Consider the following 13,093-nt stretch of genomic DNA (forward strand, 5'->3'; position numbering starts at 1 on the left):
GATGATCAGTGCGCGAACCGCATGATACGGTTTCCGGAAGATCACTTTCGGAAGCCGTATCACGAGCCCGCGCGGCGCCTGAGCGAGGCCGGTTTCCCGCATCGCGAAGCGATCATCCGGAAACCGCATGACATCCTCCCTCCCATCCTGACGGGCCATCGGCGATGCGCATCCTCCTCACCGGATCCTCCGGCTGGCTCGGCCGCGCCCTGGCGCCCCGCCTGCGCGCCGCCGGCCACGCGGTCACCGGTCTCGACGTCGCACCCGGTCCCGGGACGCAGGCGGTCGGCTCCGTCTGCGACCGGGCGCTCGTCGCCCGCACCCTCGCGGGCGAGGGCATCGAGGCCATCATCCACGCGGGGGCCCTGCATAAGCCCGACATCGCGCGGGTCGGGCCCCAGGCCTTCCTCGACGTGAACGTCACCGGGACGCTCACCCTGCTGGAGGCGGCGGTCGCGGCCGGCCACGACCGTTTCGTCCTCACCTCCACCACCTCGCTGATGATCTCGGAGGCGATCCGCGCGCGGGCGGGTGGTGCGGCCGTCTGGCTCGACGAGGAGGCCGGCCCGCTCGCGCCCCGCAACATCTACGGGGTGACGAAGCTCGCCGCCGAGGGCCTCTGCCGCCTGTTCGCGCGCGAGCACGGGCTCGGCTGCGTGGTGCTCCGCACCGGCCGCTTCTTCCCCGAGGAGGACGACAGCGACCACGCCCTGCCGGGGCCGAACCTCAAGGCCAACGAGTTCCTGCACCGGCGCCTCACCGTCGAGGACGCGGCCGCGGCGCATCTCGCCGCCCTGGAGCGCGCCCCGTTCCTCGGCTTCGGCCTCTTCCTCGTCTCGGCGCCGACGCCCTTCCGCCGGGACGATGCGGCGGCGCTCGGGGAGGATGCCGCCTCCGTGGTGGCGCGCCTGTTCCCCGATGCGCCGGATCTCTACGCGGCGCGGGGCTGGCAGCTCCCGCGCCGGATCGGCCGCGTCTACGATGCGGGCTTGGCCGAGCGCGTCCTCGGCTTCCGATGCCGGACCGATTTCGCGGCGATCCTGGACGCCCTGCGCGAAGGGCGGGATCCGCCCTTCGCGCATGATCCGGCCTACGCGTCGCCCTGGGCCTCGCGCGGCGCGATCGGCGCCGGCGCGCTGCCGCTCACTCCCGGGGGACGAGCCGGCCCGTAAAGCTCAGGGCGATGCAGAGGGCGCCGAGGGCGAATTGCCAGCGGCGGATGTCGCCGCCGATCGAGGCGACGACCGCCTGGCCGATCAGGACGACGCCGATGAGCGGCGGCAGGACCGTCAGGGCGAGGCGCAGCGGCGTGCGCCAAGTCATGGGCAGGTCATGGGCAGGTCATGGGCAAGTCGCGGGCAGGTCGCGGGAGCGGCTCAGCGCTGGGTGTTCGTGGCCGTCTGGCCGAACATGATCTGCTTGGCCTCGTCGGACATCGTCGGCTGCTGGTTGATCTCCGCCGCCCGGGCGTAGGCGGCCTTGGTGGCCGGGCGCTCGGCGACGGCCTGGAACCAGCGCTTCAGGTTGGGATGATCGTCGAGGTTCTGGCGCTGCCGCTCGTGGGGCACGATCCAGGGATAGATCGCCATGTCGGCGATGCCGTAGGCCTCGCCCGCCACGAAGGGCCGGTCGGCGAGGCGCCGGTCGAGGACGCCGTAGAGCCGGTTGGTCTCGTTCACGTAGCGGTTGATCGCGTAGGGGATCTGCTCCGGCGCGTACTGGACGAAGTGATGGTTCTGGCCGGCCATCGGACCGAGGCCGCCCATCTGCCAGAACAGCCATTGCAGAACCTCGGCCCGGCCGCGCAGGTCGGCGGGGATGAAGCGCCCGGTCTTCTCGGCCAGATAGAGCAGGATCGCCCCGGACTCGAACAGCGACACCGGTGCGCCGCCGCCCGCGGGCTCGTGATCGACGATGGCCGGGATGCGGTTGTTGGGGGCGATCTTGAGGAAGTCGGGCTGGAACTGCTCGCCCTTGCCGATGTTCACGGGCTTGATCGCGTAGGGCAGGCCCGCCTCTTCCAGGAACATCGTCACCTTGTGACCGTTCGGCGTCGTCCAGTAGTAGAGGTCGATCATCCTTGGCTCCGCGGCTTCCGTCCGGGTCGGGACGCCGCGGAAGTGGTGTGCGGTGCGGCCGGGGTCAAGCTCGCGGCCGCCGGCTCCGGCACGGCTCAGAGATAGCGCGTGATGAAGCGCTCCCAGGCCAGGCCGATCAGGATCATGCTGCCGCCGACCACGAACACGTAGAGGGCCGACGCTTCCGTGGCGTATTCCGGATAATAGGCCGCCCGGAACAGCATGATCGAGTTGGAGACCGGATTCCACAGCATCGCGTGGTAGACTTCGGCCGGCATCCCCTCGGGCAGGAAGAACACGCCGCTCAGGCCGTAGAACAGGATGACGAAGAGGGCGAACCCGATCTGGAACGGCGGAAAGACGACGACGATGTTGCAGGCGATGAGGCCGGTGCCGAAGGCGAAGACGACCGCGGTGAGGAAGGCGACGAGCGCAGCGAAGTTGTCGTCCGGGAACGGGTCGGCGCCGAAGGCGAGCAGGATGGCCATCACGATGACCGTGCTCATGCAGGCGTTCAGCACTTCGATGATGCCGCGCGACAGGCAGACATCGAGGAGCTTGACGTCGGGGAAGGATAGCAGCGGCTTGTTCATGCCGACCCCCTCCATCATCTTGCGCGCCAGATAGATGAAGACCAGCATCGGCATCATGCCGGTGAAGATGAACCGGGCGAGGCTGTCCCCGATCGCCGCCGGCATGTGACGCACGGTGAAGATGGTGATCAGGACGAAGAGGTGCGCACAGGGCCAGAGCACCACGATCGCGTAGCCCCACATGGTGCGGCCGAAGCGGGTGCGGATGTCGCGCAGGATGAGCGCGTGCAGGACCTGGAACTGCACCTGCAGCGCGGATTGCTTGCGAAGCGCGACGGTTTGATCGGCGAAGAGGGACAAGGTCGGGGCTCCGGAGGTCCAGCCGCGGTGACCGCGCGCGGGATCTGCCCTGGCATTGCGGCGAGCGAGAGGCGGCGATCCGCTTGCGGCTCCGGCCCGGAACCGGTACAGCACCAGGGCCGTAGCCGGCGTCGGGGCGTAGCGCAGTCTGGTAGCGCATCTGGTTTGGGACCAGAGGGTCGCTGGTTCGAATCCGGCCGCCCCGACCAGCGGCTTGCCCAGGAACAGACACCGCATGGCCAGCGCCCGCATCTACAAGCCCGCGAAGGATCCCTCGCAATCCGGCATGGCCCGGACCAAGCAGTGGGTGCTGGAATTCGACCAGACCGCCCCGCGCGAGACGGATCCGCTGATGGGCTGGACCTCGTCCTCCGACATGCTCCAGCAGGTGCGGCTCGAATTCGACACCAAGGAGGAGGCGGTGGCCTACGCGGCGCGCGAGGGCATCGCCTACCGGATCGAGGAGCCGAAGCCGCCCCTGCGCAAGGGCCTCTCCTACGCGGACAACTTCAAGTTCAACCGCTCCGCGCCCTGGACCCACTGAACCGGATTCAGAAGGCGTAGCGCACCCGGCAATACGGGAGTTCCTCCGCCAGGAGGCGGCGGAACCGGTCGAGCCAGCGGCCCTTCCAGCCGCTGCGGTAGCGCAGGTTCTCCTGGCCGCCCTCCGAGCGCTTGCTCTCCTGGATGTCCGGCCGCCAGAGCCACTCCTCGGCCCGCGGATGCCAGCGCAGGTTCACCGCGTGCAGGCCGGCATTGTGGGTGAGGAAGATGATCTCCGCCGCGAACTGGGCCCGGGCGGGCGCGCCGATGCCCGCATCGAGGCTGCGGAAGAGGTCGCGCCAATCCGCCTCCCAGCCCTCGTAGAGGATCACCGGCGAGAAGTTGACGTGGACCTCGTAGCCGGCCCGGACGAAGTCGTCGATCGCGGCGATGCGCGCGGGGACCGGTGAGGTCCGCACATCCACCACCTTCGCGACCCGCTCCGGCATCAGCGAGAAGCGGATCCGCGTCCGGCCCTGCGGCGCGTAGGCGAGGAGGTCGGGATTGACGAACTTCGTGGCGAAGGAGCCCTTGGCGTTGGGCAGGCCGCGGAAGAGGGCGACGAGGTCGCGCACGCTGTCGCAGACCAGCGCATCCACCGAGAGGTCGCCGTTCTCGCCGATATCGTAGACCCAGGCGCCCTCGTCGATCTGGTCCGGCGCGGGAAGCGGCCCCTGCCGTGCGGCGTGCCGGGTGATGGCGCGGCCGATCTCCCCGGTATTGGCGAAGAGCGTGATCGGGTTGGCGTAGCCCTTGCGGCGCGGCACGTAGCAATAGGCGCAGGCCATCGCGCAGCCGTTGGAACTCGACGGGGCGATGAAATGCGCGCTGCGCCCGTTGGGCCGCAGGCCCAGACCCTTCTTCACGCCGAGAACGAGGGTGGAGCGCTTGATCCGCAGCCAATCCTCGGCCGATCCGGCATTGCCGTGCAGCTCCGGGATGTTCCAGTGCGAGGCGACCGGGATGCGCCGCGCCTGCGGGAAGCGCGCGAGGATCTCCTGCCCGCGCGGAAGGGTCCCGGCGGCGGGTTCGAGATAGATGGTGTCGATGGCGAGCGGCGAGGGGGACAGGGCGAAGGCTCACGGGTGGGAGGTGCCCCACCCGATATGGAGCGCCGGAGCCGCGGCCGGGCAGCGCCCTAAAGCCGCGCCAGCAGCTCGCTCTTCTTGGCCGCGAACTCGGCCTCGCTCACCACGCCCTTGCGGTGAAGCTCCGCGAGGCGCTCCAGGATGCCGAGGACGTCCTCGGCCGGGGCCGGAGCTGGGGCCGGGGCCGGAGCTGGGGAGAAGGCCGGGGCCGGCACCTCCGCGGGAGCCGGCGGCGGGGCGACGGGCGACGGGGCGAAGGACGGCGCGGGAGGAGCGGCATGGCCCGCGCCCGACACGACGGTCAGGCTCTCCAGCGGCACCGCGCCGTACTGGCTCGTCAGCAGCAGGCTCTGCCCGGACCCCTGCTGCTGCGACACGCCGCCGATCAGGTGGTCGCCGGTGTCGTAGACGGTGAGCCGGCCGGCCGATTCGACGGCGAGCCGCCGGGTCTCCGGAAAGACGGCGTAGCGCATGGCGTTCTGGGCGCCCGCCGAGGAGGGCCGCCCGAGCTCCGCCGGCCACCAGCCGCCCGAGGCGGTGCCGCCCCCCGCGCCGGCCGTTCCGGCCAGCGGCGCGAGTTCGGCGCAGAGCGCCGCCACCCGCGCCTGGAGGCCGGTGTTGAACATATCGCCGATCATGATCATGCCGCCCGACCACTGCCCCATCCCGCCGAGTTCCGGATGGTTGAACTGGGCCTGCGTGCCGCCGCCGAGCGCGAGGGCGTCGAGCAGATGGCGGGCGGCTTCCACGGAGAAGCCATGGCGGGCGGCGATGGTGGCGAGGTCGGACATCGGGGCGTTCCGGTCAGGCGATGGATTTGCGCAGCAGCACCGCGAGCGCGAAGGCCACGGCGGCCCCCGCCACCACGCAGCCGATCCACAGGCTGCGCAGGGGACGCTGCGCCGATTGCGGCAGGATCGGCTCCACCACGACGCTGAAGAACTCGATCTGGCGGTCGGCGATCATCCGGGCGCGCTCCCGCGCGGCGATGACGAGCCCGTAGAAGGTCTGGGCGTTCTTGCGGTCGACGTCGAGCTGCTCGAAGCGCGTGAGGGCGTCCGCCAGCGCCCGCCGCTGGTTCGGGTCCTGGGTCGTCGCCTCGCGCTCCAGGCGGGCGATGGTGCCGTCGAGCTGGGCGATCTGCGCCTTCAGGTCCTGGATGCTGCGCGCATCGTCCTTGAGGTCGCGCTGCAGGAGCGTCAGCTTCACCGCGAGGTTGATGCGCTGCTCGCGCACCTGCGCGACCATCTTGACGTTGGCCTCGTTGGTCTTCTGGGCGTCGAGCACGCCGTCGCGGTTGCGCAGGTCGCGCACCGCGAGCTGGAGGTCCATCAGGCGCGCCTCGGCGCGCTTCAGCTCGCGCTCGCTCTCGGCGAGGGCGTCCTGCCGGGCCTTGGCGGTGAGATCGTTCACCATCCGCTCGCTCTCGGCGAGGATCGCCTTGTTGATCGCCACGGATTCCTGCGGGTCGAACGCGTTCACGGTCACCGAGAGGATGCCGGACGTGCCCTCGATCTTCACCTCGACCCGGCTCCGCCAGTAGCGCACGAGCTTCTCGATCGGCTTCTCCGGGTCGAAGCGCGAGAAGAAGTCGATGCTATCGCGGGAGAACATCTCGCGCAAGGGAAGCTTGCGCTCGATCGCCTCCACCATCGGCCGGCTCATGATGTATTCGGAGACCAGGAGCGTGTCCTGGGCGATCATCTCCTTGGGGATGCCGGCCGAGGTGCCGACATTGTCCTTGGCGGTGTTCTCGGCGGCGCCGATGGCCGGGCGGATCGCGAAATGCGCCTCGGTCAGGTAGCGGTCCGACAGGTAGAACCCGAACAGGGCGACGCCCATCAGGGACGGGACCACGAACAGGGCCACGAACAGCACCGGCGTGAGGATGTCCCGGCGCCGGAGCGCGCGCGCCTCGCGCAGCTGCTGGCGCGGGTCGTTGTAGCGCGACACGCGCGCCATCTGGCGCAGGGATTCCGAGATCAGGCGCGAGCGCTCCGCCGGGTTCAGCGGCTGGCCTGTCGGGTTGCGGGCGTCGACCGTCATGCGGGGGTGATTCCGTTCATGCTCGAAGCGCGGGGCGGCGGGGCCGGCCTACTGGTTCAAGCGCTGGTAGACCTCGATGGCGTCGTTGATGTCCGAATAGATCACCGCCCGCCCGTTCGCCAGCACGATCCCTTCGCTGCTGTACTGGCGCAGCACGTCCATGTTGTGCGAGCACATGATGATGTCGGCATTCGCCCGGCGCTTGCTCCACACTTCCTCGCAGCGCGCCTGGAAGCGCGCATCGCCCACCGAGGTGATCTCGTCGATGAGGTAGGTGTCGAACGGTATCGCCATGCTCATGCCGAAGTTGAAGCGGGACGACATGCCGGACGAATACGTGCGGATCGGCACGTTGATGTAGTCGCCGATCTCCGCGAAGTCGGTGACGAAGTCGAGCACCTTGCGCGGATCCTCGCCGTAGACGCGGGCCACGAAGATCGCGTTCTCCTTGCCGGTCATCATCGGGTGGAAGCCGCCCGCGAAGCCGAGCGGCCAGGACACCCGCGAGGTGCGGATGATCCGGCCCTTGGTCAGGCCCTCGGCGCCGGCCATCATCCGGATCATCGTGGACTTGCCGGCGCCGTTGATGCCGAGGATGCCGTAGCTGACGCCCGAGCGCATGGTGAAGGACGCCCGGTCGAGGACGGTGCGGCGGTGGCCGCTCGTCTTGTAGACCTTGGTGACGTTCTCGAAGCGGATCATGGTTCGACGGTCGGTGAATCCGGGCGGCAGGGAAGCGCCGCCGGCCGGCGGCATGCACCCACGCTTCCGCCTAGGGGGGGAAAGCGGCGAATCTGAGAAGCACGCCGGCCTTCGTCCTTCGCAGGCCCGGCATAGTTTCGACTTGTTATAAAGAAGGTTCGCTTCGAAATGCCGGCTTCTCGAAGGCCGGTCGATGGATTAAGAGCGCGCACCTGTCGTAACACCGTACGGGTTTCCGATCGTGCTCATCGCTTTCCTGATCATGCTGCGCGAGGGGATCGAGGCGGCGCTGATCGTCGGCATCATCGCCGGATACCTCGCTCAGACCGGCCGGCGCGCGTGGATGCCGGCCGTCTGGGCCGGCGTCGGGCTCGCGGCCGTCCTGTGCCTCGGCCTCGGTCTCGCCCTCGACGCGATCGGCGCGGAATTCCCCCAGAAGCAGCAGGAGCTCGTCGAGGGGACGATCGCGCTCCTCGCCGCCGGCATGCTGACCGGGATGGTGTTCTGGATGCGCAAGGCCGCCCGCTCCGTGAAGGCGGACCTGCATGGCGCCGTCGACGCGGCCCTGAACCGGGGCGGCTTCGGGCTCGCCGTCATGGCCTTCCTGGCGGTCGGGCGCGAGGGGCTCGAATCGGTGTTCTTCCTCCTCGCCACGGTCCAGCAGGACGTGGGCTGGGGCGTGCCGGCGGGCGCCGCGCTCGGCATCGCCGCCTCGGTGCTGGTGGGGTGGGGCATCGCCCGCGGGGCGGTGCGCCTCGACCTGCGGCGCTTCTTCCGCTGGACCGGGGTGTTCATCCTGTTCGTGGCGGCGGGCCTCCTCGCGAGCGCGCTGCGCGCCTTCCACGAGGCCGGGCTCTGGAACCACCTCCAGGCGACGGCCTTCGATCTCAGCGGCGTCATCCCGGCCGACACGCTCCTCGGCACGCTCCTCACCGGCATCTTCGGCTACCAGGAGGCCCCGGCCTGGGGCGAGGTGCTGCTCTACCTCGCCTTCCTGATCCCCGGCCTCTGGCTCTTCCTCGGCGCGGCGCGCGCGCCCGTCGCCGCGCCCCGGCCCGAATCCCTTCACGCCTGACCTGCGATGGACCTCGCCTCCATGACGCCCCGCCTCGCGCCTCTCGCCGCGCTCCTAGCCCTGACCGGGAGCGCCCTCGCGGCCTCCGATCCCGTCGCCGTGACGGTGACGGACAAGGGCTGCGAGCCGGCGAGCCTGACCGTCCCGGCGGGCAGATCGGTCTTCCGCATCCGCAACCAGAGCCGGCGGGTGCTGGAATGGGAGATCCTGCAGGGCACGATGATCGTGGAGGAGCGGGAGAACATCATCCCGGGCTTCGTGCAGTCGCTCACCGCGACGCTGCAGCCGGGCGCCTATGAGATGACCTGCGGCCTCCTCAGCAACCCGAAGGGCACGCTCACCGTGCTCGCCGCCGCCGGGCCCGCCGCGGCCGGCGGGCCCCCGGACCCGATGGCCCTCGTCGGGCCGCTCGCCGCCTACAAGCACTACGTCTCGGGCCAGGTCGACCTCTTCGTGGAGCGCACGCGCGCCTTCACGGCGGCGGTGAAGGCCGGCCAGATCGCCGAGGCGAAGGCCCTCTTCGCCGCCGCCCGCCAGCCCTACGAGCGGATCGAGCCCGTCGCCTCGCTGTTCAACGACCTCGACAAGAGCATGGACGTGCGGGCGGACGATTTCGAGCTGAAGGAGGCCGATCCGGGCTTCATCGGCTTCCACCGCATCGAGAAGGGGCTGTGGGCCGACGCCAGCACGGAGGGCCTCGGCCCCCATGCCGACAAGCTCATGGCCGATGCCGAGGAGCTGAAGCGCCGCATCGCCGAACTCACCATCCCGCCCTCCAAGATGGTGGGCGGGGCCGCCGCCCTGATCGAGGAGGTCGCCGCCACCAAGATCTCCGGCGAGGAGGACCGCTACAGCCGCACCGACCTCTCGGATTTCCACGCCAACGTCGAGGGGTCGCGCAAGATCTTCGACCTGCTGCGGCCCCTGGTCGAGAAGCAGGATCCCGAGTTCATCGCCCGCACCGACAAGAACTTCGCCCGGGTCGATGCCCTGCTGATGAAGTATCGGGCCGAGGACGGCAGCTTCGCGCCCTACGACAAGCTCAGCGACCGCGACCGGCAGGCCCTCAAGGGGCCGATCACGGTGCTGGCCGAGGATCTCTCGACCCTGCGCGGCAAGCTCGGTCTCGATTGAGGGCAGTGCCATGACGCTCGGCTCCCCCTCCCGCCGCACCCTGCTGCGCGGGCTCGCCGCCGGCGGCGGTGCCGCCGCGCTCGCGCCCGCGCCCGGCCGCGCGGCCTCCCTCGAGGAGGCGGACGGCACCAACGACCGCCAGCCCTTCCACGGTCTCCATCAGGCCGGCATCGTCACGCCGCAGCCCGCCTCGGCCCTGTTCGTCGCCTTCGACGTGCTGGCGGAGGATCGCGGCGAACTCGCCCGCCTGTTCCGCATCCTCACCGACCGCTTCGCCTATCTGACGGTGGGCGGCCGGGTGCCGGATCTCGACCCGCGCCTGCCGCCGGCCGATTCCGGGATCCTCGGTCCCGAGGTCCGGCCCGACAACCTGACGGCGACGCTCGCGGTCGGCGCGAGCCTGTTCGACGAGCGCTACGGGCTCGCCGCGCGCAAACCGCGCCGGCTGCGGCCGATGGACCGGTTCCCGAACGATTCCCTCGACGCCAAGCTCTGCCACGGCGACCTGCTGCTGCAGCTCTGCGCCAACACCGCCGACACCGCCATCCACGCCCTGCGGGACGTCATCCGCACCACGCCGGGCCTGCTCGCCCTGCGCTGGAAGCACGAGGGCTTCCTGCCGCCGCACGTGGTCAAGCGCGCGGGGCAGGACACCGTGCGCAACATGCTGGGCTTCAAGGACGGCACTGCCAATCTCGACACCCGGGACGCCGAGCTGATGCGCGCCCAGGTCTGGGTGGGGCCGGAGGACGGCGAGCCGGCCTGGGCGACGAACGGCTCCTATCAGGTGCTCCGCCTCGTGCGGAACCTCGTCGAGCGCTGGGACCGCACGCCGCTGCGCGAGCAGGAGCAGATCATGGGCCGCCACAAGGAGACGGGCGCCCCCCTCGGCGAGACGCGCGAGCACGCGATTCCCGACTACGCCTCGGACCCGAAGGGCGAGCGCACGCCCCTCGACGCGCATATCCGGCTCGCCAACCCGCGCACGGCCGAGACGGCGCGCAACCGGATCCTGCGCCGCGGCTACAACTACTCCGCCGGGATCTCGGCCTCCGGCCAGCTCGACATGGGCCTGATCTTCGTGTCGTTCCAGCGCGACCTCGACGCGGGCTTCGTGGCGGTGCAGAAGCGCCTCGATGGCGAGCCGCTGGAGGAATACATCAAGCCGGTCGGCGGCGGCTATTTCTTCGCCCTGCCGGGCGTCTCCGCACCGGACGGGTTCCTCGGTCAGAGCCTCCTGGTCGACGCGTAGGGCCGAGCGGCTCGGCGCGGGATCGCTCATCCCGCGCCCTGTCTCGGGGCGTCCGCGCAGCATCTCCCCGCGCGGCGTCCGCTCAGCCGAGATTGAGCCGGTCCACCTGCGCCCCCGGACCGCGCAGGGTCTCCGGAAGCGACGCGTAATCCGCGTAGCCCGCCTCGCGCGCCATGGCGTCGAGGGCCTGCTGCTCGTTCTCCGCCCCACCGGTCCACAGCACGGCGCCGGTGGCCGTGTGCCTGATCTGGAAGATGGTCATCCGCGTTTCCTCGAAGGGTCGATATTTCTGACACCACAACGCCGCGCCCGAGCGTGGGTTGCCCGGCGGATCTTGCGGGACGCGCGCGTCCGGAGTAGAGAATGAACGTTCATTCTCATCCCCGTCGCCGGAACGCCGTGTCGGTCCATCCCGCCCTTGACCGATCCGATCCCGCCGAGGAGCGGCGGAGCCGCATCCTCGACGCCGCCGAGCGCTGCTTCGTGCGCACGGGATTCCACCGCACGACCATGCAGGACGTGGCGGCGGAGGCCGGCATGAGCCCCGGCAACCTCTACCGCTACTTCCCGTCGAAGGACGCGATCGTCGCCGGCCTCGCCGAGCGCGACCGGGGTACGGTGTCGGTGGATTTCGCGGCCCTGCCGACGGGGGCCGACCTGATCGGCGCCTTCTTCGGGCTGGCGCGGCGCCACCTCGTGGACGAGCCCGCCGCCAAGGCGATCCTCTGCATCGAGATGTGGTCGGAGGCGACCCGCAACCCCGCCCTGGCGGCGATCTGCCGGGATTTCGAGCGGGAGATGCGCGGGATGATCGCCGGCATCTTCCGCGAGGCCGGCGGCCCGGGCCTCGATGCCGAGGCGCTGACGCAGGTCGTGATGGTGATGGCGGACGGCATCATCGTGCGCCGGGCGCTCGTCCCCGATTTCGACCCCGGCCCCATTCTCGACGCCATGTCGCGGCTGATTGAAGCCGCGCTGGCGGGGCGATTCGATCCGACCCGGGCGCTCGCGCCCGCGACTGCCAATCAGGATACCCCGTGATGTCCCGCCTCCGCCTCCTCGCCGGGTCGCTCGCCGCGCTGCTCCTGCTGCCGCCGGCGGCCGGGGCGACCCAGACCGACGTGCCGGTGCCCGCCGTCACGGTGGTGGTCGCGGCCGAGCGCGAGATCGTGGAGCGCGCCGTCGTCACCGGCACCCTGGTGCCGCGCGACGAGATCATGGTCTCCCCCGAGATCGAGGGCTGCCGCATCATCGAGCTCCTGGTGGAGGAGGGCGACCGGGTGGCGCGGGGCGCGGTGCTCGCCCGCCTCTCCCGCGAGCTGCTCGACACCCAGCTCGCCCAGAACGCCGCCGCCATCGCCCGGGCGGAGGCGGCGATCGAGCAGGCGCGCAGCACCATCGTGCAGGCGGAGGCCGCGCAGGTGGAGGCCACCCTCGCCCTCGACCGCACCCGCACCCTGATGAAGACCGGCAACGCCACCGAGGTGCTGATGGAGCAGCGCACCTCCGCGGCGCGCTCGGCGGACGGCCGGCTCGCGGCGGCCCGCAACGGCCTGTCCATCGCCGAGGCGGAGCTGCTGCAGGCCAAGGCCCAGCGCAAGGAGCTCGACCTGAAGCTCGCCCGCACCGAGATCCGCGCCCCCGAGGGCGGCATCGTCAGCCGCCGCACCGCCCGCGTGGGCGCGACGGCGAGCGCCACGGCCGAGCCGCTCTTCCGCCTGATCGCCCGCGGGGAGATCGAGCTGGAGGGCGAGGTGACCGAGACCGGCATGCCGCGTCTGAGGACGGACGCGCCCGCGCAGCTCGACCTCGACACCCCGGAGGGACCGGTGGTGGTGCCGGGGCGCGTGCGCGCGGTCTATCCGGAGATCGACAAGGCGACGCGGCTCGGCAAGGTCCGCATCCGTCTCCAGCCCGATCCGCGCCTGCGCATCGGCGCCTTCGCCCGCGGCAGCGTCGAGGTGGCGCGCCGCACCGGCGTCGCCGTGCCGGTGGCCTCGGTGGTCTACGGCAATGGCGGCGCCACCGTGCTGGTGGTGGCCGACGACCGCGTCGAGGCACGCGCCGTCCGCACCGGCCTCTCGGCGGCGGGCCAGATCGAGATCCGCGACGGGGTGAAGGCGGGCGAAGCCGTCGTCGCCCGGGCCGGCAGCTTCCTGCGCGATGGAGACCGGGTTCGCCCCGTCTTTCCCGCGCAGGCCGCGACCGCCGATGCCCTCCCGCGCCCCTGATCCCCGCGCCTCCGATTCCCTCGTGCCGGCGCCCTGAGCGCCGAGGATCCG

General features: G+C 70.9%; 15 protein-coding genes and 1 tRNA gene. 8 read left to right on the forward strand and 8 right to left on the reverse strand.

The annotated features are described in order from the left end of the window. Nucleotides 1-164: 164 nt before the first annotated feature. Complete coding sequence (locus tag ACE101_RS09570) at nucleotides 165-1,172, forward strand: NAD-dependent epimerase/dehydratase family protein (protein ID WP_379128430.1); 1,008 nt, start codon at nucleotides 165-167, stop codon at nucleotides 1,170-1,172. Here ACE101_RS09570 and ACE101_RS09575 read toward each other — a convergent pair. From ACE101_RS09575 to ACE101_RS09585, 3 genes are all read right to left on the reverse strand, one after another. Next, nucleotides 1,144-1,323, reverse strand: coding sequence for a hypothetical protein (locus ACE101_RS09575; RefSeq protein WP_379128433.1), 180 nt, complete (start codon nucleotides 1,321-1,323; stop codon nucleotides 1,144-1,146). The two genes, ACE101_RS09570 and ACE101_RS09575, sit on opposite strands and share 29 nt — an antisense overlap. A gap of 53 nt (nucleotides 1,324-1,376) precedes the next feature. Next, nucleotides 1,377-2,078 carry a glutathione binding-like protein gene (locus tag ACE101_RS09580; protein WP_379128436.1) on the reverse strand — a complete coding sequence of 234 codons (702 nt, stop codon included), beginning with the start codon at nucleotides 2,076-2,078 and terminating at the stop codon, nucleotides 1,377-1,379. A gap of 95 nt (nucleotides 2,079-2,173) precedes the next feature. After that, nucleotides 2,174-2,971, reverse strand: coding sequence for an ABC transporter permease (locus ACE101_RS09585; RefSeq protein WP_379128439.1), 798 nt, complete (start codon nucleotides 2,969-2,971; stop codon nucleotides 2,174-2,176). A gap of 132 nt (nucleotides 2,972-3,103) precedes the next feature. On the opposite strand from ACE101_RS09585, the gene ACE101_RS09590 reads away from it, so the two are divergent. After that, nucleotides 3,104-3,180 (forward strand) — tRNA-Pro (locus ACE101_RS09590). A 26-nt stretch (nucleotides 3,181-3,206) separates the two neighbouring features. Next, entirely contained in the window at nucleotides 3,207-3,515 is a 309-nt protein-coding gene (locus tag ACE101_RS09595; RefSeq protein ID WP_379128441.1) for an ETC complex I subunit, read from the forward strand. 7 nt (nucleotides 3,516-3,522) lie between these two features. Here the strand turns inward: ACE101_RS09595 and ACE101_RS09600 are convergent, their stop codons facing one another. The 4 genes from ACE101_RS09600 to ACE101_RS09615 all read right to left on the reverse strand — a co-directional run bounded on the left by ACE101_RS09600 (nucleotide 3,523) and on the right by ACE101_RS09615 (nucleotide 7,350). After that, the gene (locus tag ACE101_RS09600) at nucleotides 3,523-4,584 is read right to left on the reverse strand and encodes a spore photoproduct lyase family protein (protein ID WP_379138571.1); all 1,062 of its coding nucleotides are present in this window, start codon (nucleotides 4,582-4,584) and stop codon (nucleotides 3,523-3,525) included. Nucleotides 4,585-4,652: 68 nt separating this feature from the next. After that, nucleotides 4,653-5,393: an SHOCT domain-containing protein gene (locus tag ACE101_RS09605; protein WP_379128444.1), complete on the reverse strand. Its 741-nt coding sequence runs from the start codon at nucleotides 5,391-5,393 to the stop codon at nucleotides 4,653-4,655. A gap of 13 nt (nucleotides 5,394-5,406) precedes the next feature. Continuing rightward, a complete protein-coding gene (locus tag ACE101_RS09610) occupies nucleotides 5,407-6,648 on the reverse strand; it encodes a KpsE/RkpR family capsule polysaccharide export protein (protein ID WP_379128446.1) in 1,242 nt (413 codons plus the stop codon). A 48-nt stretch (nucleotides 6,649-6,696) separates the two neighbouring features. Then, nucleotides 6,697-7,350, reverse strand: coding sequence for an ABC transporter ATP-binding protein (locus tag ACE101_RS09615; RefSeq protein WP_379128448.1), 654 nt, complete (start codon nucleotides 7,348-7,350; stop codon nucleotides 6,697-6,699). Nucleotides 7,351-7,591: 241 nt separating this feature from the next. On the opposite strand from ACE101_RS09615, the gene efeU reads away from it, so the two are divergent. From efeU to efeB, 3 genes are read left to right on the forward strand one after another with little or no spacing between them, the layout of a single operon-like run. Further along, nucleotides 7,592-8,425, forward strand: coding sequence for an iron uptake transporter permease EfeU (gene efeU, locus ACE101_RS09620; RefSeq protein ID WP_379128450.1), 834 nt, complete (start codon nucleotides 7,592-7,594; stop codon nucleotides 8,423-8,425). A gap of 21 nt (nucleotides 8,426-8,446) precedes the next feature. Beyond that, the gene (efeO, locus tag ACE101_RS09625; protein ID WP_379128453.1) at nucleotides 8,447-9,559 is read left to right on the forward strand and encodes an iron uptake system protein EfeO; all 1,113 of its coding nucleotides are present in this window, start codon (nucleotides 8,447-8,449) and stop codon (nucleotides 9,557-9,559) included. Nucleotides 9,560-9,569: 10 nt separating this feature from the next. Then, complete coding sequence (gene efeB, locus ACE101_RS09630; protein ID WP_379128456.1) at nucleotides 9,570-10,811, forward strand: iron uptake transporter deferrochelatase/peroxidase subunit; 1,242 nt, start codon at nucleotides 9,570-9,572, stop codon at nucleotides 10,809-10,811. Nucleotides 10,812-10,893: 82 nt separating this feature from the next. On the opposite strand, the gene ACE101_RS09635 is transcribed toward efeB, so the two are convergent. After that, nucleotides 10,894-11,073 carry a hypothetical protein gene (locus tag ACE101_RS09635; protein WP_379128459.1) on the reverse strand — a complete coding sequence of 60 codons (180 nt, stop codon included), beginning with the start codon at nucleotides 11,071-11,073 and terminating at the stop codon, nucleotides 10,894-10,896. Nucleotides 11,074-11,210: 137 nt separating this feature from the next. Here ACE101_RS09635 and ACE101_RS09640 point away from each other — a divergent pair, with 137 nt between their 5' ends. Together ACE101_RS09640 and ACE101_RS09645 are read left to right on the forward strand one after the other, a co-directional pair. Next, nucleotides 11,211-11,852, forward strand: a complete 642-nt coding sequence (locus ACE101_RS09640) for a TetR/AcrR family transcriptional regulator (protein ID WP_379128462.1) — start codon at nucleotides 11,211-11,213, stop codon at nucleotides 11,850-11,852. Further along, entirely contained in the window at nucleotides 11,852-13,042 is a 1,191-nt protein-coding gene (locus ACE101_RS09645) for an efflux RND transporter periplasmic adaptor subunit (RefSeq protein WP_379128464.1), read from the forward strand. The genes ACE101_RS09640 and ACE101_RS09645 overlap by 1 nt, the downstream gene beginning before the upstream one ends. Nucleotides 13,043-13,093: the final 51 nt, after the last annotated feature.

It is taken from the genome of Methylobacterium carpenticola (assembly GCF_042748905.1).
Lineage (GTDB): Bacteria > Pseudomonadota > Alphaproteobacteria > Rhizobiales > Beijerinckiaceae > Methylobacterium > Methylobacterium carpenticola.